The sequence below is a fragment of the Epilithonimonas pallida genome, assembly GCF_900182975.1.
In the GTDB taxonomy this organism is placed as follows: Bacteria; Bacteroidota; Bacteroidia; order Flavobacteriales; family Weeksellaceae; genus Epilithonimonas; species Epilithonimonas pallida.
The window spans coordinates 1-21,821 of sequence record NZ_FXUO01000014.1; the positions used below are offsets into that span (position 1 = coordinate 1).

General features: G+C 37.1%; 20 protein-coding genes and 1 pseudogene. 11 read left to right on the top strand and 10 right to left on the bottom strand.

All coding sequences use genetic code 11. The features are described 5' to 3' along the window. Positions 1-88: 88 nt before the first annotated feature. The 5 genes and pseudogenes from QOL71_RS17485 to QOL71_RS17505 form a co-directional block, all read left to right on the top strand. Positions 89-256 (top strand): annotated as a pseudogene (locus tag QOL71_RS17485) (PfkB family carbohydrate kinase); the annotation flags it as partial. Between the two features lie 80 nt (positions 257-336). After that, positions 337-1,176 carry an alpha/beta hydrolase family protein gene (locus tag QOL71_RS17490; protein WP_283418182.1) on the top strand — a complete coding sequence of 280 codons (840 nt, stop codon included), beginning with the start codon at positions 337-339 and terminating at the stop codon, positions 1,174-1,176. Further along, positions 1,176-1,820 carry an HD domain-containing protein gene (locus QOL71_RS17495; RefSeq protein ID WP_283418183.1) on the top strand — a complete coding sequence of 215 codons (645 nt, stop codon included), beginning with the start codon at positions 1,176-1,178 and terminating at the stop codon, positions 1,818-1,820. The genes QOL71_RS17490 and QOL71_RS17495 overlap by 1 nt, the downstream gene beginning before the upstream one ends. 28 nt (positions 1,821-1,848) lie before the next feature. Continuing rightward, the gene (locus QOL71_RS17500; RefSeq protein ID WP_283418184.1) at positions 1,849-2,442 is read left to right on the top strand and encodes a hypothetical protein; all 594 of its coding nucleotides are present in this window, start codon (positions 1,849-1,851) and stop codon (positions 2,440-2,442) included. A 254-nt stretch (positions 2,443-2,696) separates the two neighbouring features. Further along, entirely contained in the window at positions 2,697-3,986 is a 1,290-nt protein-coding gene (locus QOL71_RS17505; RefSeq protein WP_283418185.1) for an aldehyde dehydrogenase family protein, read from the top strand. A gap of 182 nt (positions 3,987-4,168) precedes the next feature. Here the strand turns inward: QOL71_RS17505 and QOL71_RS17510 are convergent, their stop codons facing one another. The 5 genes from QOL71_RS17510 to QOL71_RS17530 all read right to left on the bottom strand — a co-directional run bounded on the left by QOL71_RS17510 (position 4,169) and on the right by QOL71_RS17530 (position 8,174). Then, positions 4,169-5,200 (bottom strand): L,D-transpeptidase, encoded by a 1,032-nt coding sequence (locus tag QOL71_RS17510; protein WP_283418186.1) that lies wholly within the window; start codon positions 5,198-5,200, stop codon positions 4,169-4,171. 86 nt (positions 5,201-5,286) lie between these two features. Continuing rightward, the gene (locus tag QOL71_RS17515) at positions 5,287-6,249 is read right to left on the bottom strand and encodes a YpdA family putative bacillithiol disulfide reductase (RefSeq protein ID WP_283418187.1); all 963 of its coding nucleotides are present in this window, start codon (positions 6,247-6,249) and stop codon (positions 5,287-5,289) included. Between the two features lie 25 nt (positions 6,250-6,274). Next, positions 6,275-6,580: a chaperone modulator CbpM gene (locus QOL71_RS17520; protein ID WP_283418188.1), complete on the bottom strand. Its 306-nt coding sequence runs from the start codon at positions 6,578-6,580 to the stop codon at positions 6,275-6,277. A 2-nt stretch (positions 6,581-6,582) separates the two neighbouring features. Further along, the gene (locus QOL71_RS17525) at positions 6,583-7,500 is read right to left on the bottom strand and encodes a DnaJ C-terminal domain-containing protein (protein ID WP_283418189.1); all 918 of its coding nucleotides are present in this window, start codon (positions 7,498-7,500) and stop codon (positions 6,583-6,585) included. 131 nt (positions 7,501-7,631) lie between these two features. Further along, positions 7,632-8,174, bottom strand: a complete 543-nt coding sequence (locus tag QOL71_RS17530) for a lipocalin family protein (protein ID WP_283418190.1) — start codon at positions 8,172-8,174, stop codon at positions 7,632-7,634. Positions 8,175-8,300: 126 nt separating this feature from the next. Between QOL71_RS17530 and QOL71_RS17535 the strand changes: the two genes are divergently transcribed. Beyond that, a complete protein-coding gene (locus QOL71_RS17535) occupies positions 8,301-9,731 on the top strand; it encodes a M20/M25/M40 family metallo-hydrolase (RefSeq protein ID WP_283418191.1) in 1,431 nt (476 codons plus the stop codon). Between the two features lie 80 nt (positions 9,732-9,811). Here the strand turns inward: QOL71_RS17535 and QOL71_RS17540 are convergent, their stop codons facing one another. The 3 genes from QOL71_RS17540 to QOL71_RS17550 form a co-directional block, all read right to left on the bottom strand. Next, positions 9,812-10,144, bottom strand: a complete 333-nt coding sequence (locus QOL71_RS17540; protein ID WP_283418192.1) for a 2Fe-2S iron-sulfur cluster-binding protein — start codon at positions 10,142-10,144, stop codon at positions 9,812-9,814. A gap of 138 nt (positions 10,145-10,282) precedes the next feature. Beyond that, the gene (locus tag QOL71_RS17545) at positions 10,283-11,335 is read right to left on the bottom strand and encodes an NAD(P)/FAD-dependent oxidoreductase (protein ID WP_283418193.1); all 1,053 of its coding nucleotides are present in this window, start codon (positions 11,333-11,335) and stop codon (positions 10,283-10,285) included. A 299-nt stretch (positions 11,336-11,634) separates the two neighbouring features. Beyond that, positions 11,635-12,840, bottom strand: a complete 1,206-nt coding sequence (locus QOL71_RS17550) for an RsmB/NOP family class I SAM-dependent RNA methyltransferase (protein ID WP_283418194.1) — start codon at positions 12,838-12,840, stop codon at positions 11,635-11,637. Between the two features lie 228 nt (positions 12,841-13,068). Here QOL71_RS17550 and QOL71_RS17555 point away from each other — a divergent pair, with 228 nt between their 5' ends. The 4 genes from QOL71_RS17555 to QOL71_RS17570 all read left to right on the top strand — a co-directional run bounded on the left by QOL71_RS17555 (position 13,069) and on the right by QOL71_RS17570 (position 19,391). Beyond that, on the top strand, positions 13,069-13,662 hold the full coding sequence (locus tag QOL71_RS17555) for a TetR/AcrR family transcriptional regulator (RefSeq protein ID WP_283418195.1): 594 nt from the start codon (positions 13,069-13,071) through the stop codon (positions 13,660-13,662). 95 nt (positions 13,663-13,757) lie between these two features. Next, the gene (locus tag QOL71_RS17560; RefSeq protein WP_379953604.1) at positions 13,758-15,113 is read left to right on the top strand and encodes a TolC family protein; all 1,356 of its coding nucleotides are present in this window, start codon (positions 13,758-13,760) and stop codon (positions 15,111-15,113) included. A gap of 21 nt (positions 15,114-15,134) precedes the next feature. Next, positions 15,135-16,196, top strand: a complete 1,062-nt coding sequence (locus QOL71_RS17565; protein WP_283418196.1) for an efflux RND transporter periplasmic adaptor subunit — start codon at positions 15,135-15,137, stop codon at positions 16,194-16,196. 6 nt (positions 16,197-16,202) lie between these two features. Then, positions 16,203-19,391 carry an efflux RND transporter permease subunit gene (locus QOL71_RS17570; RefSeq protein WP_283418197.1) on the top strand — a complete coding sequence of 1,063 codons (3,189 nt, stop codon included), beginning with the start codon at positions 16,203-16,205 and terminating at the stop codon, positions 19,389-19,391. Between the two features lie 110 nt (positions 19,392-19,501). On the opposite strand, the gene QOL71_RS17575 is transcribed toward QOL71_RS17570, so the two are convergent. Beyond that, a complete protein-coding gene (locus tag QOL71_RS17575; protein ID WP_283418198.1) occupies positions 19,502-19,948 on the bottom strand; it encodes a KTSC domain-containing protein in 447 nt (148 codons plus the stop codon). A 266-nt stretch (positions 19,949-20,214) separates the two neighbouring features. On the opposite strand from QOL71_RS17575, the gene QOL71_RS17580 reads away from it, so the two are divergent. After that, the gene (locus tag QOL71_RS17580; RefSeq protein WP_283418199.1) at positions 20,215-20,616 is read left to right on the top strand and encodes an META domain-containing protein; all 402 of its coding nucleotides are present in this window, start codon (positions 20,215-20,217) and stop codon (positions 20,614-20,616) included. Between the two features lie 193 nt (positions 20,617-20,809). On the opposite strand, the gene QOL71_RS17585 is transcribed toward QOL71_RS17580, so the two are convergent. Next, entirely contained in the window at positions 20,810-21,691 is an 882-nt protein-coding gene (locus QOL71_RS17585) for a cbb3-type cytochrome c oxidase N-terminal domain-containing protein (protein ID WP_283418200.1), read from the bottom strand. Between the last annotated feature and the right edge of the window lie 130 nt (positions 21,692-21,821).

Consider the following 21,821-nt stretch of genomic DNA (forward strand, 5'->3'; position numbering starts at 1 on the left):
TCTTTTTTTTGTAGCCATTCTATTGATTTTTTAATTAACTTTACAAAGTAACTGATTTATGCGATTGGGAAAGCTACCGAAGGTTTAGTTCAACATGGGATTGGGTGATGCTTTCACATCTGGGTTTTCTATTGCTCTGCTTCACAATAATTCGATTGAGGATTGTGTGAAATTCGGGAATGAAGTTGCGTTGAAAGCTGCTGATTACAGAGGTTCCCAGAAAGGTTTACCTTATCTCAAGGATTTTCAGAAGTAATATTTTCAGCATATCGAAATATAATTCTCATCGGTTTGAATTTTCTACTTTTATAAAGTGATTCTCTTAAATCAGTTTTAATGCAAAGTATTAATATTTTAACCGAGGATAATTACAGTTTATCCGCACATCTTTTTGAATCCAAAAATTCCAATAGAAAATTATTGTTGATTAACTCTGCAACAGGTGTTAAGCAACAGATTTATTTCTCCTTTGCTCAATTTTTTTCGGAGCAAGGATTTACGGTGATAACTTATGACTACAGAGGAATTGGACTTTCTAAGCCTGATGAAATGAAAGGTTTTGAAGCTTCGATGAGAATTTGGGGAACTAAGGATTATAAAGCGGTTACGAATTATATTAAAACCAATTTTCCGGATTATCAGAAATTCTGCCTCGGACATTCGGTTGGAGCATTGATTCTAGGAATGAATAATGATTCCGAGATGTTTGATGAGTTTATTTTTGTAGGAACACAGAACGCTTTTGTCGGAAATCTAAAATTAAGAACAAAAATTGAAGCTTACCTCGGTTTTGGAATTGCTCAACCTTTATCGACCCGATTATTAGGCTATTTTCCAGCCAATTGGTTTGGTTTGGGCGAAAGTCTGCCTTCCGGAAGTGCCTTTGATTGGCGAACTTTGATTCTTAATAAAAATTCAACTAATAAATTATTAGAAAAAGTCGATGATTTTTCCCGAAATTTGACTCAGAAAGTTTTCGTCATTAGGGCAGAAGACGATGTTTGGCTGACGGAAAAAGGTGTAAAATCTTTATTAGAAAATACGTATCCCAAGCTGAAACCGACTTACAGATTAGTCAAAACTTCGGAATCTGAGAAAGGAGAAATAGGACATATTAATTTTTTCAGAAGCTATAATAAAAAGCTCTGGAATATTATTCTAAAAGAACTTAATTAATGGAATTGATTAACAAAACAATAGAATTTGTCAAAGAAAAATTAGAAGGAACAGAATCCGGCCACGATTGGTTTCACATCGAACGTGTTTGGAAACTGAGTCTTAAAATTCACGAAAAAGAAGGTGGTAATCAATTAATTATAGAGTTAGCATCACTGTTGCATGACATCGCTGATCCAAAATTCCATAATGGTGATGAAACGATTGCTTCAAAAATCGTTAACCAATTTTTAACAGAACAAAGCCTGGATCCGGAAACGATTGAAAAAGTAATTTTCATCATAGAAAATATGTCATTTAAAAACCGCAATGATGCGCCGAAAGATCTGCCTCTGGAACTTAAAATTGTTCAGGATGCTGACAGGCTGGATGCGATTGGCGCGATTGGAATTGCAAGAACTTTCAATTTTGGAGGATATAAAAATAATCTGATGTATCATCCCAATATCGAACCCAAACTGAATCAGTCAAAAGAAGAATATAAAAAATCCAACGGAACCACAATCAATCATTTCTATGAAAAATTATTGCTTCTTAGGGATTTGCTCAACACGGATACGGCTAAAGAAATCGCTGAACACAGGCATCAGTTTATGCTTCAGTTTCTTGACGAGTTCTACAAAGAATGGAATGTCACTTTTTAATTAAAGATAAACCACTATCTTTGTTTTAATGATAATCATTTTAATCCTCATTTTTCTCATAGTTGCTTTATTTTTGTCCGGTTTTCGTTCAGAAAAGTGGAATCTATGGAGTAAGATTGTCAGAGCTGTTATCACGATTTCGGCAGCCGCTTATTTTACATTTTGGTTCGTAGAAAGAAGTTTATCACAATTTTTGGAAAATTCTCTGGCGGTCCAGGTGGTCAATTATTTGCCACAGCCGATAGATTTTTATATTATCAGGATCCAGGATGGAAATGATAATCAAAGATTCAGTTCAAAACATGTTGGTCAGATTCGCCCGGAATATTTCCGAATCGAGTATCTTAATATGCAAAAATCCAATGAGTTTTGGGTCGTTGGATACATCGGGAAAGACAAACTCGTCTATTTTTCTCAGGTCGCTGTTCCCAACAAAAATGAGGATCAAATTGTAGAGGTCAGAAACTACATTAATCATAGTCTCAAATTGTCCGCTGTTGCAACAGAAAAAGTAGCAGAGCTCAAGTACGACAATATCAAGCTCAGCATTTGGGTGACGCTGGATTTGCTTCTTATTTTTCTCAATTCGGTTTTGCTTTTCAGAGGTAGCAAAAAACATTAGATGTTAATTGGGGCGACTTTAGCCGCCTTCTGTTTCCATTTGTCACTCTGTGTCCGAAGAGTTCGAGTCGGGCGGCTGCCATTCTCTGTTTTAAAATTATTTCTAAAATCGAATTACATTATTCATAAAAATTAATGATAAAATTTAAATAAAATATCAAAATAGATTTTGAGATTCTGGTCAACTTTGTACATTTAGCGAGTAGAAAAATGGTACAATTACTGCAACCTTAATAGATCAAATAAAATTAAAAAATGAATTTATCAAAACATATTGATTCAGCAAACAATGCTTTTAAAGACTGGAGAAAAGTCCCTTTCGAGGATCGTCAAAAATTACTTATCAACCTCGCTGATGTTCTTGAAAAAAATAAGGAAAAATTTGCGAAAACCATAACGACCGAGATGCACAAACCCATTTCACAAGCTATTGCTGAAATTGAAAAAAGTGCAGGAATGATAAAATATTATGCAGCCGCAGAAAATATTCTGAAACCTGAAAAAATCAAAACCGAGTTCAGTGTAAGTGAAGTTCATTACGAGGCGATGGGAATTATTTTGGGTGTAATGCCTTGGAATTTTCCTTTTTGGCAGGTTTTGAGGTTTGCGATTCCGGCAATTCTTGCAGGTAATGTAGTCATTTTGAAACATGCATCCATATGTTTTGGAAGTGGTGACGAAATTGAACTGGCCTTTAAAGAAGCTGGTTTTCCTGAATATGTTTTCAAAAATTTGAGAATCGGGCATAATGAAATCAAAGAGATTTTGGAAAATCCTTTGGTAAGAGGTGTAAGTCTCACAGGAAGCGAGAAAGCTGGTGGAAGTGTTGCAGCTCTGGCTGGGAAAAATATTAAAAAATCAGTTTTGGAATTGGGCGGGAGCGATGCTTTTATTGTTCTTGAAGATTCCGATTTTGAGAAAGCAGCGAAAGACGGACCCTGGGCAAAGCTTCAGAACACAGGGCAGATTTGCAACGCTGCTAAACGTTTTATCGTTCATAAAGATGTTGAGAAAGATTTTGTCCCAAGATTTATTGAAGAATATAATTCTTACCAACCAGCTGATCCGATGAAGAAAGAAACTAAGCTTGGAAAAATGGCAAGACCGGATCTGGCGGATGAACTGGAAAATCAATATAAAAAAGCTTTGAAAAATGGAGCAGAAGTAGTTCTGGCTTTAGAACGCATTTCAGAGAACGAGTTTCGTCCGGGAATTATCTTGGTAAAGGAAGGCAATCCGATTTTGCAGGAAGAATTGTTCGGGCCTTTAGCTATTCTGATGATTGGAAAAAACGATGAAGAGATCCTGAAACTTGCGAATGATATTCCGTTTGGTTTAGGAAATTCGGTTTGGACTAGGGATAAAAAACGGGCTCAGTTTTTCATAGAGAATCTGGAATCGGGAACTGTTTCTATTAACAAAGCCACAAGTTCTGATACAAGGCTGCCTTTTGGTGGTGCAAAATCTTCTGGTTATGGCGTTGAGTTGTCTTTGCATGCTTTGAAGGAATTTACACAAGTTAAAACAGTGGTTGGCAATATTTAAAATTGACTTGACTGAAGAAAATAAAAAACCGCTCAAATTTGTTTTGAGCGGTTTTTGTTTTATTGACAAATCTTGCTTTGTTGGATTTCATAGCCCCGATTGCAACGGTTACCCCACAGCACGCTTTGGAAAAAGCTCTGGCGCGAGGAGTATGAGTGGAAAGCGGGATTAAGCTCCTAAAATTAATTCATACTAGCCGAATCTTTGGTTTTAACAGCGAGTAGTGAGTCAGCTTTTGCTTTTTTCTCCATTTCAATTTGCTTTACAACTGCTTCTCGGTTGTCCTGTTCCTTAATGATTTCTGACAGCTGAGGTTCAATGATTTTGTTCATCTCATCTTCCGAAATATTGTTAGCATCTGGTGAATCGAGCAATTTTTTCCATGGACGTCTTTTTCCCCAAGGATAATCACCGTAAACAATTAAAGGTGTTCCTTTGGCCCTGGTAGTTGCTCCGCCTTTGTTCAGTATCCATGTGTCTACCCAGGTGTACATCCATTTGGCGTCTTCTTCCAGCATCCTAAGACAAGAGTGGGATGCAGGATAACCAGGCATTGCGTACTGATGCCAGCCAATGCCGTCAAAATTGGCAACATTGACATTCCAACGGAGTTTCCACTCGTCACTAACCGTTGATATGGCAACTTCTTTTTTCCAGTTGGCGAACATTAATCCCCTTTTTGTAGGTGTTGATTTTTTTCCCATACTGGTTGGTCCCCATTTAATAAGGTTTCCGTATTCGTAAACGCCAAACGCCTGAATCGGATAGGAAAAAAAGACAAACTTTTTCACATTTTCCAAAGTTGTAACATGGCCTGGGAATGGTGAATATCTCAAGAAATCTTCTTCTATTTTTGCAGGGACAACCAGTGTATCTGCATTGCCAATATTGGCTCTGTCAAGCCGATTAAGTGCCAGGATGGTGTAAAGGGCTTTGCCGGTAAATTCTTTTTTATTTTGTTGAGAAACAGAATCCTTGTTTTTGTAAACCCATGGGAAAAAACCGAAATCTTTTCTCGGAATTACAACATCCGGGACTTCCGGTTTTTCTTCTTTCTTTTCCTCCTCTTTTTTCTCACCGGGATTCAAAATTTCTGTTATCGGATTGTTTTTTTTATCCGGCGAAGACACAGATTCGTCTTTTTTACATTGAATCAGAAACAGGGAAAAAGCGATAAATAAAGGAAATGTGTTTTTAATGGTTTTTATGTTCATGGTTTTTTCTTTCTCCGTCTTTAAGTTACAAAAAGAATACCATTTGATGGGAAAAAATAAGAACAATATATTATTTAAGACAAAATTTAATTTTTAGAAATAATGTCTTTGATAATCTGTTTAGCGTGAATTCTGGAATTTTCTATGAACCAAAGATGTGTATCCCTTCCACCGCAAACAACGCCAGCAAGGTAGATCCCATCCACATTGGTTTCCATAGTTTCGGGATTGTAATCAGGATTCTGACATTCGCCTTTTAAAGTAATTCCAAGATTTTTTAAGAATTCAAAGTCAGGAAGGTAGCCTGTCATAGCGAGAACAAAATCATTTTCGATTTCACGAATTTCCCCTTTATTGGTTTTGAAAATAACGGAATGCGGTTTCACTTCCAAAAGCTCCGCCCCGAAAAAAGCATTGATGCTCCCTTCTTTGATTCTGTTTTCGATGTCTGGTTTTACCCAATATTTGACACTTCTGGAAATCTCTTTGTTACGAATAATCATTGTAACATTGCCACCTTTTCTGTAGATTTCCAAAGCCGCATCTACTGAAGAATTGCTGGAACCGACTACGACAACATTTTGAAAAGCATAAGGATATGGTTCTGTGTAATAATGCTTAACTTTTGGTAAATCTTCTCCCGGGATTTCCATCATATTCGGTATGTCGTAAAAACCGGTTGCGATGACTACATTTTTTGCAAAATAAATTTGCCTGCTGGTTTCAACCTGGAAAAAAGTAGATTTCCGGATATTGATAACTTTTTCGTAAGGTTTTATATTGATTTCTTTTTGTCGCGCAATTCCCTGATAATATTCCAAAGCATCTTGTCTGCCGGGTTTAGGCTTGGCCGTGATGAATGGTATTTCGTCAATTTCCAGCCGGTCAGCTGTTGAGAAAAACGTCATATATAAGGGATAATTGTAAAGACTGTTTGCCACCGTTCCTTTTTCGATAACGACATATTTCAGGCTGTTTTTCTTCGCCTCCAAAGCACAGGTTAAGCCAATTGGACCTCCGCCAACAATAAGAACATCATATAATTCCATTTCACAAATTTACAAAGAAAAACGGCTAAAACTCTGCATCTTCCCAGCTTTCAAATTTTGAGACGTTCTGGAGTAACCGCCTGTTTTCACTTCTTAATTCTTCCATTTGACTCAAAAGTTTATGAATAATTTCAATACCGGGTAAATTAACCTCCAAGTCGTAGTGCCAGTTTGCAAAACGCTCAAGATGGGGTAACTCTTCGTAGATAATATAACGGACGCTATTCTCAGTTTCCGGATGTAGCAGTTCCGAATCTATCAGTTGGTCAAGAAAAGTGTAATCTATTTTATATAACCTGATAACTTCTTCTATAGAGATTCTTTCGTTCATAGTTAAGAATTTTTGAGTTGTTGAAACAGTTCTTTTTGTTTTTCGCTCAGGTTGGTCGGGATTCTTACATTGTAAGTCACATACAAATCACCTGCTTCGCCTTCCTTTTTATAGACCGGAAAACCTTTGCCTTTCAGCCTTACGGTTGTTCCGTTTTGAGTTTCCGGTTTCACTTTCAGATTAACAGAACCGTCAAGGGTCTGGATATTAATATTACCTCCCAAAACGGCCGTGTAAAGATCCAGGTCGACAGAAGTCCTCAAATTATCACCTTCACGTTTAAAATCTTGATCTTCAGAAATGTTGAACGTAATATAAAGATCACCATTTGGTCCGCCATTCATTCCCGGATTGCCATGACCTTTCAGTTTGATTTGCTGTCCGTCATAAACACCTGCGGGAATTGTGATTCTCACTTTTTTACCATTGATTTCAAAAGTTTGCTGATGGGTTTTTGCAGCATCTCTCAAACCGAGATTCAATTCAGCTGAAACGTCCTGACCTTTGAATTTTCCACTCGCACTTCCTCTTGAGCTTCTGCCAAAACCACCGCCACTTCCGCCAAACATCGACTGGAAAAAATCGGAAAAATCCTCGCCTTCTCCAAAATCCGTTCCGGAAAACCCGCTGCCATAGTTCCCGGAATATTGTTGCTGCTGTCTCTGCTGTTGCTGTGCGCGTTCGTATTCTTCGCCATGTTTCCAGTGTTCGCCATATTTGTCATACTTTGCACGGTTTTCCGTATTGCTTAGAACTTCATTGGCTTCATTGATTTCTTTAAATTTTTTTTCAGCTTCCTTATCATTCGGGTTCATATCCGGATGATATTTTCGCGCCAGCTTTCTGTAGGCTTTCTTAACATCATCTGCTGATGCATTTTTATCAATGCCGAGAATTTTATAATAATCTATAAACGCCATTATGAATTGGTTTTTATCTGGATTTAGTTGTTCTAAGTTAGCAATTTGCTGCCAAAAGACAAATTATTAATGCTTATTTTTCAGGAGCATCAACAGGCGGTTAATTTTCACTTTCGTTTCGTATTGCCCATTTATTTCTGTTCAACCCAAATTAAGTCAGAAGTTTTGTAACCGATTTCTTCAGCTTTTTTCAGAAACCTGTTTTTGATAGTTTCAGGAATGGTTTTCTCTCGCGAGAGAAGCCAGAGGTATTTCAGGTTATTTCCAGCAACCAAAGCATATTTGTAATCATCATCCAGGTCTATCACATTATAACCTGCCCAAAATGGTTTGAAGAACGAAACTTTAAGCCTGGCCTCATTTTCAGAATTGACGAATCTCGCTTCGCCTATACTTTGTTTCCATTCTTTTTTGACATAATCATAACCTTGGTTATCCACTTTTATTGTTCCGTCCGGATTTTTGGAATAAGTTGCTGTTACTTGATTCATATTTTTCTCAAAACGATAATCGAAACGGGCAATCTCATACCATTTACCAAGATATTTATCCGAATCAAAATTCTTTATAGCTGTTGCTTTATCAGGGATTCCCACAGAACAAGAATTGAGAAGAAAAATTCCTAAAATACTGAGGGAAACAGGAACTGCTAATTTTATGAATGCTTTTTTCATATTAAATTTTTTTCAGGATTTATTCAAAAATAATTCCATCATAGCAGTTTAATAATCCCGAAGTTGAAATATAAATGGGAAATTGATTATTTTTACAGAAAATAAAAGTTAAATAATTAATAATCAATGAAACTAAAATTACTTTCTGTTCTTTCTCTTGTGCTATTTAACCATGCTTTTGCGCAGTCAGAGAAGTTCTATGCTACCACAGATTCTGAAAATGCAAAAGAATTGAAGGCGAAATTCCCTGGAGAGATTGATATTGTTGGAGTGGAGGGAAACCAGTCCGCAATTCATCTTACAAAAAATGCTGCTGAATTTCTTCATCACAATGTTATTACACACGGACCCGGATATGTTTACAAGTCGTCCAAGGAACAGGCTTTAGCAGCAATTAATAAAATAAAAAAAGCAAACAAAGTTTTGGCGTTTACAATTGACCAGGATGCCATTGTAAATTCTGCTATTGCAAAAGTTAATGCTGACAATATCAAGACTCATATTCAGGCTTTGGAAAATTACGGAACACGCCACCACACAACGGCAAAAGCTAAAACGGCTGTTCAGGATCTGAAAGCAAAATGGCAAAATCTGATTACTGCTTCCGGAAGGAATGATGTTTCCGTTAGAATTGTAGACCATGTCGGAACGACAATGCCTTCTTTGGTTTTAACAATCAACGGAACTACAGCACCTAATGAATTTGTAATTGTTGGTGCTCACATGGATTCGATTACTAATAATACGAATAATGCACCCGGAGCGGATGATGATGCATCGGGAATTGCTACAATCTCTGAGATGATAAGGGTCTTGCTGAATATCAATTACAAACCCTCCAAAACTGTTGAGTTTATGGCCTATGCTGCAGAGGAAATCGGTTTGGTTGGTTCATCAGAAATAGCCCAGGATTATGCGATGAATAATAAGGATGTGATTTCTTTTGTTCAGTTTGACATGACGAATTATAAAGGTTCCGCAAAAGATGTTTACCTCACTACGGATTCTTATAATAGTAATGACCTTAATCTGTTCCTGATCGAACTGATGGAGCATTATAACAAAACCGGAACACATGCTTTTACTTACGGCAATACGATTTGTAACTATGGCTGTTCCGATCATTTTAGCTGGGCGGATAATGGCTACGATGCGGCTTTTCCTTTCGAAGCTTCTTTCTCACAGTATAATCCTAATATTCATACAACCAGCGATAAGCTTTCCAATATGGGCAACAGCGCAACACACGCTGCCAAATTTGCAAAATTGGGATTGGAGTTCATTATTGAAACCGCAAAAGGTTCTGTCCTGTCGGTTTCCGATGCAGGTAGTACAGTTAATATTTTTGTGAAAGATAAATTCCTGAACTACCAGTTAGGAAAAGAAACTGTGGAATCTGTTGTTGTTATTGATGCAAGCGGAAGACAGCTTTTAGAATCTCATCAGCTTATCTCTTTTGGAAAAATTGATCTGAATAAAATCAATAATGGCTTTTATTTAGCAGTTTTTACAACCAAATCCGGAAAAGTAATTACTAAGAAGTTTATTATAGAATAATTATTAATTTAATTAAATGAGAACATAAAGAGAAAATAGCAATTCTATTTTCTCTTTTATTTTATATCAAATATTTAGATTTAATATTCCGGAGCTAATTCTACTACAAGTCCTTCCAATTCCGGAGTTACAGGAATCTGGCAGCCTAATCTGCTGTTGGGTTTCACATTGAAAGCTTCGGAAAGCATTGCTTCTTCGTCCGGTAGCATCTCTGGGAGAGGAACATTTTCGCTTAGAACATAACACTGGCAGGAAGCGCACATTGCCATTCCGCCACAGATACCGATCGTTCCTTCCTCTGCCAATTCGTAAGCACGAACCACTTCCATAATGCTCATTGCCATATCTGTTGGTGCAGGAATTGTGTGAGAAACGCCTTCTCTGTCTATGATTGTAATATTAACGTCTGACATAGTGCAAAGATAAGAATAGATGTTAGACAATAGAAGTAAGAAGTTAGAAATTTAATTGATAGTTTCGATATTGCCAATAAAAAAGAGGATTACAAAATCCTCTCTATATATTATTAAAAAATTATTGAAAACTATTTTCTAATCGATAGATTTTACCACTGCTTTTTCAGCTTCTTTTCTGGTTCCGTCGAAACCGTCAACACCACTTACCGTTGTATATTTTAAAACAAATTTTTTACCTGGGTTTAGTCTGTTGTAAACACTTTGAACCATCAGGGTTGCTTCGTGGAAGCCACAAAGAATTAACTTCAGTTTTCCTGGATAAGTATTGATATCGCCAATGGCATAGATTCCATCAATATTGGTTTGATAATCCAAGGCATTATTGACTTTGATGGCATTTTTCTCAATTTCTAATCCCCATTCGGCTAGTGGACCTAACTTAGGTGTCAATCCGAATAATGGAATCAGATAATCCGTTTCGATAACCGATCTTTCTCCGTTTTTTTCAATTTCGATAGCGGTTAAGGTTTCATCACCAATTAATCCTGTCACTTCTGCAGGCGTAATCAAGTTGATTTTTCCTTGATGTTTCAATTCTGTCACCTTTTCTACGGAATCCAAAGCGCCTCGAAACTCATTTCTCCTGTGTATCAGAGTCACTTCTGATGCAACATCAGCCAGGAAAACAGACCAGTCCAAAGCAGAATCACCACCTCCTGCAATCACGATTTTCTTATCGCGGAACATTTCCGGCTCTCTTACGAAATATTCTACACCATTTTCTTCGTATTTTTCTATATTTTCCAGCTCAGGTTTTCTTGGATCAAAACTTCCCAAACCACCGGCAATGGCAATGGCTTTACCTTTAACTTTTACGCCTCGGCTTGTTGTTACAATGAAATCACCTTCTTCCGTTTTCTCATAGCTAACTGCCTTTTGGGCCAATGAAAATTGGGGCTCGAACTGTTTGATTTGCTCCATCAGGTTATCTACCAAAACACCTGCGTCCACACTGGGAAATCCTGGAATATCGAAAATCGGTTTTTTAGGATAAAGTTCTGTTAATTGACCACCGGGCTGAGGAAGTGCATCTATGAGATGACATCTTAGTTTCAGTAATCCCGCTTCGAAAACAGCGAAAAGCCCTGTTGGACCAGCGCCTATTATGATAATATCCGTTTCAAACATTTATATAAAAATTTTGGATACAAATTTAAGTATTAAATATGATTTAGAATGATTCTAAAATATGATATTGATTAGTAACTCAGAATGAATTAAACAAGGTATCTTATATTTATTAATAGTCGATTAATTAAATTAAACTAAAGCTGTAAAAGATTCATATTGAATTAAATTTTAAATAATAAAAGTTTGTTTTTCTTACCAAATGATAAGATTTTTTCTAAAAATATATCTTAGTTTTGCACTTTCATCATTTGTGTTTTTAATTCCTGCAGATTATTTATTTGATCTCAGGAATTTTTTTATCCATTACGCTTTATTAATGCCATATAGAAACCGTCGTAGCCTTCGCTAGGCATTATTTTTTCATCCTTGATGAGAGAGAATTCCGGATTGTTTTCCAAGAATTTTTTGACTTGCTCATTATTTTCTGATGGTAGAATTGAGCAAGTAGCATAGATCATTTGTCCTCCTTTTTTAAGAATTTTCGAATAATCTTGTAAGATTTGTTGTTGTTCACCTTTTATTCTGTCGATAAAATCCTGATCGATTTTCCATTTGGAATCTGGGTTTCTTTTCAAAACGCCTAATCCGGAACAAGGCGCATCAATCAATAATCTGTCTGCTTTTTCATGGAGCCTTTTAATGACTTTGTTATCAGAAATCACTCTGGTTTCTATATTATGAGCACCAGCTCTTTTTGCACGTCTTTTAAGCTCTGCTAATTTCCATTCGTAAATATCAAGAGCAATGATTTGTCCTTTGTTTTTCATCAGAGCGGCCAGATGCAGAGTCTTTCCGCCAGCTCCAGCACACGCATCTACAACACGCATCCCTTCTTTCACATCCAGTAATTCTCCAATTTTCTGAGAACTGGCATCCTGAACTTCAAACAAACCATCTTTAAAAGCAGAAGTAAGGAAAACGTTCTTTTTTTCTTCCAATTGAACCGCATCCGGATAATTTTTGATCGTGAAAGATTCTACATTTTCATCCTTAAGATCAGCGATTAATTCTCTAGGAGTTGTTTTAAGAGTGTTAGTTCGTAAAACTGTTGGTGCTTGCTCATTAAGAGCCAGCATTTCTCTTTCCCAGTTTTTGCCTAATTCTTTTTCAAGAGTTTCTGCTAGCCATTCCGGAATAGAATATTCAATAGCTTTTGTAGGAACAGTGCCTTTTTTGAGTTTGGTAAGAATATCGGCAATTTTGATTCCATCGAACTCTTCGAATTTTTTGTAATGACTTTTGCTCCAAAGAAGATATGCCAATATCAGTTTATAAACATTATTCGGTTTTACACCTTCGCCCATATAATATTCGAGGCGTTTTTTCCAGCGGATGATATTGTAAAAAATCTCAGAAACAGTCTGCCTGTCTTGGCTTCCCCACTTTCTGTGAGCTTTCAGCAGACGTTCTATAACTTTATCAGCATATTTTTTTTCCTGGAAAAATGTTTCCTGGAGTGCATCATGAATCCCGATTAAAAGATTTCGGTGAATTAGTTCCATAAAAATTAATGAAGTAAATAAGTCTGCAAATTTACTAAAAATAAAAGTGTCAATAAATTCTAATAAAAAGTGTGTTTATGATTGCTAATTCTTGTCTTATGTAAAGTGAGGAAGAGATGCACTATGTTAATTTTGTATTAAATTTTCAAAATTGTTTAATTTTATTGTTTAACAATTTTGTCAACAAAATAAAATTGATTTAAATTTGCACAGATTTGTTTAACAAAAATGTCAAATCAAGCAAAAAAAGACCAAACACAAGAATTAATCAAAGAAACGGCTAAGAATCTTTTCTTTGTTCAGGGTAGATTTGATGCTACGACACAGGAGATTGCCGATGAAGCTGGTGTTAATAGAACGTTGATTAATTATTATTTCCGCTCAAGAGATAATCTGATTCAGATTGTTTTTGAAGAAGCACAAAGGGTTGAAAAGGAAAAATCAGAAGTCATTCAAAAATCTGATTTACCATTCAAAGAGAAGATCGCTCATTTTATAGAGAACGGTTTGCAAACAAGTCTGCAGTATCCTTATCTGGAAACTTACATAGTTTCTCAGATCAATAAAGGAAGTTTTCACAGAAAAGAAATTGATGAAGAACACAAAGAGCAAATTCTTAAAGATATCAAAATTGAGATGGATAAAGGGAATATAGAAAAAATGGAGCCGATCCAATTTATTTTCAATATGGTATCCCTTCTTGTATTTCCAAGTGCTGTAAGACCACTTTTTATGGAGAACATGATGATTGATGATAAGGAATTTGACAGACTGATTGCGGACAGAAAGGACATTATTCTCAATATGCTTTTCAAAAATTAAAATAATGTTAAGGTATTTTCCGGATACGATCGTCCGTAGTAAGTAAAAGATTAAAAAATAAACGATTATGAAATTAAACTATGTAATAAATTATGATGAGTAATAAGATGATAAAGTGGAGAAAACTGGCTTTAGGCATTTTGACTGTAACAGGGTCTTTATTGTACTCTCAGCAGACAATTACCTTGAAACAAGCCATAGAATATGCTTTGCAGAACAAATCTGATGCACTGAAAGCAAAGCTTGATATTACAAATGCTGATGCGAAAATTCTGGAAGCAAAAGCTGGTGCGCTTCCAAAAATTAATGGGACAGCAAACCTTAGTTATAATCCTATTTTGCAACAAACAGCAATCGATGTAGGTGCTTTTAGTGGAGGACCTAGCAATATCCAAATGGTGGCTATGGGACAAAAATGGATTGCTGGAGCAGGAGTTCAGCTTCAGCAAGCAATTTTTGATCAACAAGTATTTATAGGCTTAAAAGCTGCAAAATCAACTAAAGAGTTTTATCAGCTGAATGCAGATCTTACAGATGAGCAGATCATAGAAAGAGTTTCTAATGCTTACTTTCAGGTTTTTACGGCTCAGGAAAAGAAAAATACTCTGGAAAGTAGCTTTGCAAGTACAGAAAAAGTAAGGAATGTCATCAAAAGTTTGTTTGATAACGGATTGTCAAAAAAAATCGATCTCGATAGAACCAACGTTAATTTAACGAATATCGAAACCAATATCAAGCAAAGTAATAATGGCATTGCTCAAGCAGAGAATGCACTTAAGTTTTATATGGGAATGCCGATTGAAACTAAGATTCAGCTTGTGCCAGGAGATATGGAAGTAACACCGCATCTTTTGGAAGATATGATAAGTACAGACAGTAGAACAGAAGTAAAGGTTTTATTGAAAAATAAGGAACTTCTCGAATATCAGAAAAAGGCTACAATTGCAAGATATTATCCGACAGTTAACCTGACTGCTAATTATCACTGGCAAGGATTAGGGCCAAAGTTTCCTTTAACTAATGGTAAATCTAACGGTGTCTATTGGTCAGACTATTCTGCAATCGGCTTGGGAGTTAATATACCGATTTTCAATGGTTTTGCTACCAAAGCCAAAGTCCAGCAAAATCAAATCGAGATCGATAAACTGGAAGCAGACTTAAAAGATACCAAACTTGGATTGGATCAAGCTTACCAAAATGCAAAATCACAAATCGAAAATAGTTTGTCATCAATTGAAAATCAAAAAGCAAATGTACAACTGGCTGAAAGTGTCTTGGCTGATACAAAAAGCAATTATCAATACGGATTGGCAACATTGACAGATTTACTTGATGCTGAAAATTCTTTGGTGCAGGCTAAAAATAATTATACCAACGCAATTCTTGATTATAAAATAGCAGAGATCCAGTATTACAAATCAAAAGGTGAGCTTAAAACTTATTTAAAATAAACTACGAAATAAATATTCCAAATGAAAAAAACTTTAATATATATCATCGTTGCAGCAGTTCTGGTTGGTCTGGCTGCTTACAAAATTGTTGATAACAAGAAAAAGCAGGAAGCTGAAGTAAAAGAGGTCGCAAAGCAGGTGGACAAAATCAATGTGAATATTGTGACGGTTTCCAGACAGGATGTTAATACGGAGTATTCGGCGAACGGAACATTCATTCCAAAGCAGGAATCTAACCAGTCTGCAGATATCGCCGGAAGAGTGGTAAATGTTTATGTAAAGGAAGGCTCAAGAGTTGCGGCCGGCCAGGTTTTGGCGACAATCAAAAGAGATGCGATAGAAGTGGATGTTACCCAAGCACAAAATAATTTGCAGAATGCCATTATTGATAACCAACGTTATGAAAATGCCTATAAAACAGGTGGTGTGACAAAACAACAACTGGATAACTCAAGACTTCAGCTGAAAAATGCACAATCAGCAGTAAGAGCACAGGGTGTAAGAGTTAATGATACCAGTGTGAGAGCGGGAATCAGCGGGATGATTAACAAAAAAATGGTAGAGCCGGGAATGGTTGTTGCAACCGGAACAGCTTTGTTCGAAATCGTTAATATCAATTCGTTGAAACTTTCTGTTCTTGTTGATGAAAGTCAGGTTGGCAGAATCCAGATTGGGCAGGAAGTTGATATCAATGTTAATGTTTTACCTGATGAAAAATTCACGGGAAGAATAACATTTATTGCGCCGAAAAGTGATGCTTCTCTCAATTTCCCGGTGGAAATAGAAGTTCAGAACAGAGGAAACCTGAAAGCCGGTATGTATGCAACGGCACTTTTCAAAACCAATCACGGTGCAGAAACCCAAAATATGCTGACAGTTCCGGCAGAAGCTTTTGTAAACGGTGTAAGCTCAGGTCAGCTTTTCATTGTTAATAACGGAACGGCCAAATTAATAAAAGTGACAACCGGAAAGGTTTATGGAGATAAAGTTCAGATCCTGAGCGGTCTTAATGGCGGTGAGCAGGTAATTACCAGCGGACAGATCAACCTGGACAACGGTTCTAAAATCAATATCGTAAAGTAAGAGAAGATGAAGTTAGCAGAAATATCCATTAAAAGACCGTCGTTAGTTATCGTATTATTTACGATTCTCACGCTGGGAGGTCTGTTGAGTTACTCTATGATGGGGTACGAATTGATCCCGAAATTCGAAACCAATATGGTAACGATTTCCACAGTATATCCTGGAGCGTCACCAAGTGAGGTAGAAACCTCGGTAACGAGAAAGATTGAAGATGCCGTTGGTTCTCTTGAGAATGTGAAAAAAGTGGAAGCGTCTTCTTATGAAAGTCTCTCGGTGATTATGGTTCAGCTGAATGCAGGTGCCGATGTCAATTATGCATTGAATGATGCACAGCGTAAGGTTAATGCGGTTCTTGCAGACCTTCCGGATGATGCAAAAACACCTTCACTGAATAAATTCTCTTTGGATGATCTACCGATTATCACAATGAGTATTTCCAGTGATAAAATGAATAACAAGCAACTTTACGATCTCCTTGATAAAAAGATTGAGCCGATTTTTTCCCGTGTGAACGGTGTCGCTCAGGTTGACCTGATTGGTGGTCAGGAGAGAGAGATTCAGGTTAATCTGGATGAGAAAAAACTGCAAGGTTACGGATTGGCCATTTCTGATGTTCAGCAGGCAATCCTTTCCTCTAACCTTGACTTCCCGACTGGTGCGCTGAAAACGAGAACTTCCAAATCTACAATCAGATTAGAAGGAAAATATAAATCCGTTGCGGAACTGAACAACCTTGTGATTTCATCTAAAAATGGCGCTCAAGTAAGATTGTCTGATATTGCTACGGTTTTCGACTCACAGAAAGATGTGGAAAAAGTAGCGAGATTCAATCAGTTACCGACCATTTTGATGCAAATCAAGAAACAATCGGATGCCAACGCAGTTTCCGTATCGGAAAGCATTACGAAAACGGTGGATGAGGTAATGAAGAATTACGCTGCTCAGGGTGTAAAAGTTAAAATTGTGGATGACAGTACAGACTTTACTTTGGAAGCTGCCAACCACGTTATTTTTGACTTGTTCCTGGCAATTATTCTGGTTGCTGTAGTGATGTTGTTGTTCCTTCATAATATCAGGAATGCCTTTATCGTAATGGTTTCTATTCCTGTATCATTGATTGCAACGTTCATCGGGATGAATCTGATGGGCTATACATTGAACTTGATGAGTTTACTTGGATTGTCATTGGTTGTAGGTATTCTTGTGGATGATGCGATTGTGGTTCTTGAAAACGTTTACCGGCATATGGAGATGGGTAAAAGCCGAATCCGCGCCGCTTATGATGGTGCTGCAGAGATTGGATTTACGGTTTCCGCCATTACATTGGTAATCGTGGTGGTATTCCTTCCGATTGCGATGAGTACAGGTTTGGTAGCGAATATCCTGGCACAGTTCTGCGTCACGGTGGTTATTGCAACTTTATTCTCATTATTGGCATCGTTTACGATTATTCCTTGGTTATCTTCAAGATTTGGGAAATTGGTTCATCTTACCGGGAAAAATCCTTTTGAGAAATTCATTCTTTGGTTTGAGAAACAATTGGACAAATTTACGCACTGGATCACAGGAATCTTGGAATGGTGTCTGAAAACGACATTAAGAAGAATAATGACCGTTATTGTAACATTTCTTATATTGATAGGTTCATTTATGTTAGTGGCATTTGGGTTTATTGGTGGGGAATTCTTCCCTAAAATGGACAGAGGTCAGTTCCTTGTTCAGATGGAATTGCCGAAAGATGCTTCAGTTGAAAAAACCAATCAGGTAACCCTGGAAGTTGAAAGATTCCTTAGAAACGACAAAGACGTTGTGGATTTGATTACGACAGTTGGTCAGCAGTCCACCGGTTTTGGTGGTGCACAGGCAACACTTTATCAATCAGAGATCCAGGTGATTCTGACAGATAAATCCGAACGTTCTGAAAGTACCGATATCAAATCAGCCAAAATCAAAAGAGCGTTGGCCGAAAAATTCACCGGTGTTGAATTTAAAACTGCACCAATTGGTCTGATGGGAGCGGACAATGCACCTATCGAATTGGTAGTAACGGCGCAGGATAATGCAACGGCGAACAAAGAAGCTAACCGAATTCTTGCCTTATTGAAAAAAGTACCGGGAGCTGTAGATGCGGAATTATCAACCGATACAGGAAATCCGGAAGTTCAGGTGAATATCGACAGAGATAAAATGTCCGCTTTGGGACTGAATCTTTCCAGCGTTGGGCAGACGATGCAGACAGCATTCAACGGGAATACGGATGGGAAATTCCGTGCCGGTGAATATGAATATGACATTAACATCCGTTTTGGAGATTACAACAGACAATCCATTGATGATGTTAAAAACCTGATATTTACCAATCCAAAAGGTGAGCAGATCAGGCTAAGTCAGTTTGCTCAAGTTAAAATGGGTTCCGGTCCGAGTTTGCTGGAACGTAGGGATAAAGCACCTTCTGTAAAAGTAAAATCAAAAGTGGTAGGTCGTCCGGTCGGTGACGTTGCCAACGAATGGGCAGCCATGTTTATGAATAATGAAAAAACCAAACCTGCTGGTGTAGAATACATCTGGAGTGGTGATATGGAAAACCAGACCGAAGGTTTCGGTACTTTAGGTATTGCTTTATTGGCAGCTATCGTGTTGGTTTACCTGGTAATGGTTTCGCTTTATGACAGTTTTGTTTATCCGTTCGTGGTATTGTTCTCTATTCCACTGGCATTGATTGGAGTAATGTTGATTCTGGCATTGACCGGAAACTCTCTCAACATCTTTACGATGCTCGGGATGATTATGTTGATTGGTCTCGTAGCGAAGAACGCGATCCTGATTGTCGACTTTACCAATATGCGAAAAGCGGCAGGCGCTAATACACACGATGCATTGGTTCAGGCCAATCACGCCCGTCTCCGTCCGATTTTGATGACCACGATTGCGATGATTTTCGGGATGTTGCCGATTGCATTGGCAAGTGGAGCAGGAGCGGAGATGAACAAAGGTCTTGCTTGGGTAGTTATCGGTGGTCTGACGTCATCATTATTCCTGACCCTGATTATCGTTCCTGTGGTTTATTCCTTATTCGATTCGATTTTGAGAAGAATGGGTAAACACGAGAAAGTTGATTATGAAGCCGAAATGAAAGCCGACTATGTTCACAAAGAACTCAGCGAAGACGGTTACACGCCGAAACACGTAGATTAATCTCAATTATTTATTATACACTTTAGGCAGTCTTCGGGCTGTCTTTTTTTGTGATGTTTAAATAAAAAAACTCCCGGAACCGAGAGCTTTAATTATTTTATATCCGAAAATTAATCTACTATTACTTCGCCAGATTTTCTGTAAATAAAATTCCCATAGATATGTCTTCTTGCAAAACGGCTTGGCGAGTCGGAATTCACCATTTTGATGTAAGTATTTCTTGGAACGCCGATATATTCGAACATTTTCCCATTCAGATGCTGGACTTTCAATATGGATTTTTCAAGATAGAAATCTGCAATGATAGAATTTGAAATGGTGTCCGTATATTCTTCCTTATATTTTTCCTGAGTTTCTTCGTTGATACTTACCAGGAAATGATAAGCTTCTATAACAGATTTACTTTTCTCTTCAGCTTCCAGTTTTCCCGCTTCATCATTGATGAATTTATCTGGATGTGTATCCTTCATTGTGTTTCTGTAGATATTTTTCAGATCTTTCAGAGTTGCATTTTTATCTACATCAAGAAGTTTTCTGTATTCAGCAATTTTTTTCATTATGATATTTCTTAATTTCGGGATGCAAAATTAGACTTTTAAAATTTATTAATTATAACTAATTCATTATTATTAAGTTAATTGTATTATAAAATTATTATTGTGAGTGGCCTTAATTTTAAGTTATTGACAATAATATATGTTAAAAAGAAAACATTATCTTTGAAAGGTAATTATTACAAAAATGAAACACCGGTTTCAAGACTGTCCGAACAAGACAAGGTTTAACGGTGTTACGTCTTACTATAAAAAATAAATCTGAACAGATGAAAAATCTTTTTTTAACAACAATATTATCACTAATCATTGTTTCTTGTACAAGCAGAGTAGGGAATGCATCTAAGCTGGGAAAGAATCAGGCACCGATTACTGGTACACAATGGGTTTTGGCAGATGATATCGCCAATAAGCCGACATTGTTGATCGAGCAAAACAGAATCTCTGGCAATGCGGGCTGCAACAACTATTTTTCAGATGCTACAATTGATACATCTGCGGGAAATTTCTCGGCAAAAAATATTGGCTCAACAAAGAAGATGTGTAATAATATGACTTCTGAAACAAGTTATCTGAGCGTATTACAGGAAGTTAATAAATATGTAGTTACAGATACTACGTTAGAACTTTATAAAGATAATCTGTTATTGCTAAAGTTTAATAAACAGTAATAGCCTCGGTAAGTCGCATCTGTATAATAGTTAATTGAAAGGGCTTTATTCAGGATTTAAATAAATTTTGTTTGAGACCTTTATTGCTTTTGTTGATAATAATTTCAGTTTATTAAGGTTAAAAGGCTGCCTTCTTAGGCAGCCTTACTTATCCGGATATGGTCGAACAAGTCATGTGGATATGGATTTGTAATTATTTATTATTTTCCCAAGTGGCTTCTTGACCCTGCGGGGCAGCACCGCCCTGAGATTCAGTTATTGGTGTTTGTTCCTGATTGATATGATAGATGTAGGCCGCAACTTTTTCAGCGTCTCTACTTGTAATAATGCCTTCTTTTATAAAAGCTTTCATTGTAGGGTTGTTTGGTGATCCGTTTTGCAACATCCAGAACACATTTTTGAAAAGGCTTTTCTGCTTGATGTTGATCCAATATTTATCGGTCAGGTTAGGACCTATGCCACCTTTTCCGCCCGCAGAGTGGCAGGAAACACAATTGGTCTTGAAGATATGTTCTCCTTCGGCAATATTGTCCGAACTGTAGACTGCATTATCTATGTCTATTGCAGGAGCTGTCTTTTCGTACTCGCTGATGGACGCCAGCTGAGCTTTGGCTTCATTCTTATATTCAGCGTCGGGATGGGCATAATCTGTAAAGGCGAATGCGACGAGATATACCAAGCAGTAGGTAATCGTGAAGTAGAACAGGCCCAGCCACCATTTTGGCAAAGCATTGTCCAGCTCGGTGATACCATCAAAGCCGTGGTCAATGAGCAGACTTTTTTCTTCCTTGTCCGTCTGCTTTTTGAATGCAGCGTTCCAGAGTTTTCGGAAATAAGTGATAGCCTTGTCTTCCAGATATTGCTTTTTTTCTTCTTCCGAAAGCATCTTAAAGTTTGTGCTTTCTACCAGGTCCATTATAGAATCGGCTATCAAAACAAGCAGTATGAATATAATGAGCATTCCCCAAAATAATGGTGACCTGAAATAATCTGGGGTATCTGATACTTCAAAGATGAGAATGTTAATGATGATAATGGCGGCAATTCTGATAGAAATCGGGGTTCTCGTTTTCATTTCAATAAATTTTCACGGTTAATTACTGTATGCTGGCAGTTTTTATTTCTGTTGTTTTGATATCGGTTCCCAGCCTTTGCAGGTAAGATATCAATGCCACAATCTCTCTCTTTTCAAGCGGTACAAATTG

Excerpts from the sequence above, each read along its gene's own strand:
- QOL71_RS17490 (WP_283418182.1), top strand. The coding sequence starts at position 337 with ATGCAAAGTATTAATATTTTAACCGAGGATAATTACAGTTTATCCGCA.
- QOL71_RS17520 (WP_283418188.1), bottom strand. The coding sequence starts at position 6,580 with ATGAACGAAAGAATCTCTATAGAAGAAGTTATCAGGTTATATAAAATA.
- QOL71_RS17535 (WP_283418191.1), top strand. The coding sequence starts at position 8,301 with ATGAAACTAAAATTACTTTCTGTTCTTTCTCTTGTGCTATTTAACCAT.
- QOL71_RS17575 (WP_283418198.1), bottom strand. The coding sequence starts at position 19,948 with ATGAAAAAAATTGCTGAATACAGAAAACTTCTTGATGTAGATAAAAAT.
- QOL71_RS17570 (WP_283418197.1), top strand. The coding sequence starts at position 16,203 with ATGAAGTTAGCAGAAATATCCATTAAAAGACCGTCGTTAGTTATCGTA.
- QOL71_RS17545 (WP_283418193.1), bottom strand. The coding sequence starts at position 11,335 with ATGTTTGAAACGGATATTATCATAATAGGCGCTGGTCCAACAGGGCTT.
- QOL71_RS17525 (WP_283418189.1), bottom strand. The coding sequence starts at position 7,500 with ATGGCGTTTATAGATTATTATAAAATTCTCGGCATTGATAAAAATGCA.
- QOL71_RS17515 (WP_283418187.1), bottom strand. The coding sequence starts at position 6,249 with ATGGAATTATATGATGTTCTTATTGTTGGCGGAGGTCCAATTGGCTTA.
- QOL71_RS17495 (WP_283418183.1), top strand. The coding sequence starts at position 1,176 with ATGGAATTGATTAACAAAACAATAGAATTTGTCAAAGAAAAATTAGAA.
- QOL71_RS17530 (WP_283418190.1), bottom strand. The coding sequence starts at position 8,174 with ATGAAAAAAGCATTCATAAAATTAGCAGTTCCTGTTTCCCTCAGTATT.
- QOL71_RS17540 (WP_283418192.1), bottom strand. The coding sequence starts at position 10,144 with ATGTCAGACGTTAATATTACAATCATAGACAGAGAAGGCGTTTCTCAC.
- QOL71_RS17580 (WP_283418199.1), top strand. The coding sequence starts at position 20,215 with ATGAAAAATCTTTTTTTAACAACAATATTATCACTAATCATTGTTTCT.
- QOL71_RS17565 (WP_283418196.1), top strand. The coding sequence starts at position 15,135 with ATGAAAAAAACTTTAATATATATCATCGTTGCAGCAGTTCTGGTTGGT.
- QOL71_RS17560 (WP_379953604.1), top strand. The coding sequence starts at position 13,758 with ATGAGTAATAAGATGATAAAGTGGAGAAAACTGGCTTTAGGCATTTTG.
- QOL71_RS17585 (WP_283418200.1), bottom strand. The coding sequence starts at position 21,691 with ATGAAAACGAGAACCCCGATTTCTATCAGAATTGCCGCCATTATCATC.
- QOL71_RS17550 (WP_283418194.1), bottom strand. The coding sequence starts at position 12,840 with ATGGAACTAATTCACCGAAATCTTTTAATCGGGATTCATGATGCACTC.
- QOL71_RS17555 (WP_283418195.1), top strand. The coding sequence starts at position 13,069 with ATGTCAAATCAAGCAAAAAAAGACCAAACACAAGAATTAATCAAAGAA.
- QOL71_RS17510 (WP_283418186.1), bottom strand. The coding sequence starts at position 5,200 with ATGAACATAAAAACCATTAAAAACACATTTCCTTTATTTATCGCTTTT.
- QOL71_RS17500 (WP_283418184.1), top strand. The coding sequence starts at position 1,849 with ATGATAATCATTTTAATCCTCATTTTTCTCATAGTTGCTTTATTTTTG.
- QOL71_RS17505 (WP_283418185.1), top strand. The coding sequence starts at position 2,697 with ATGAATTTATCAAAACATATTGATTCAGCAAACAATGCTTTTAAAGAC.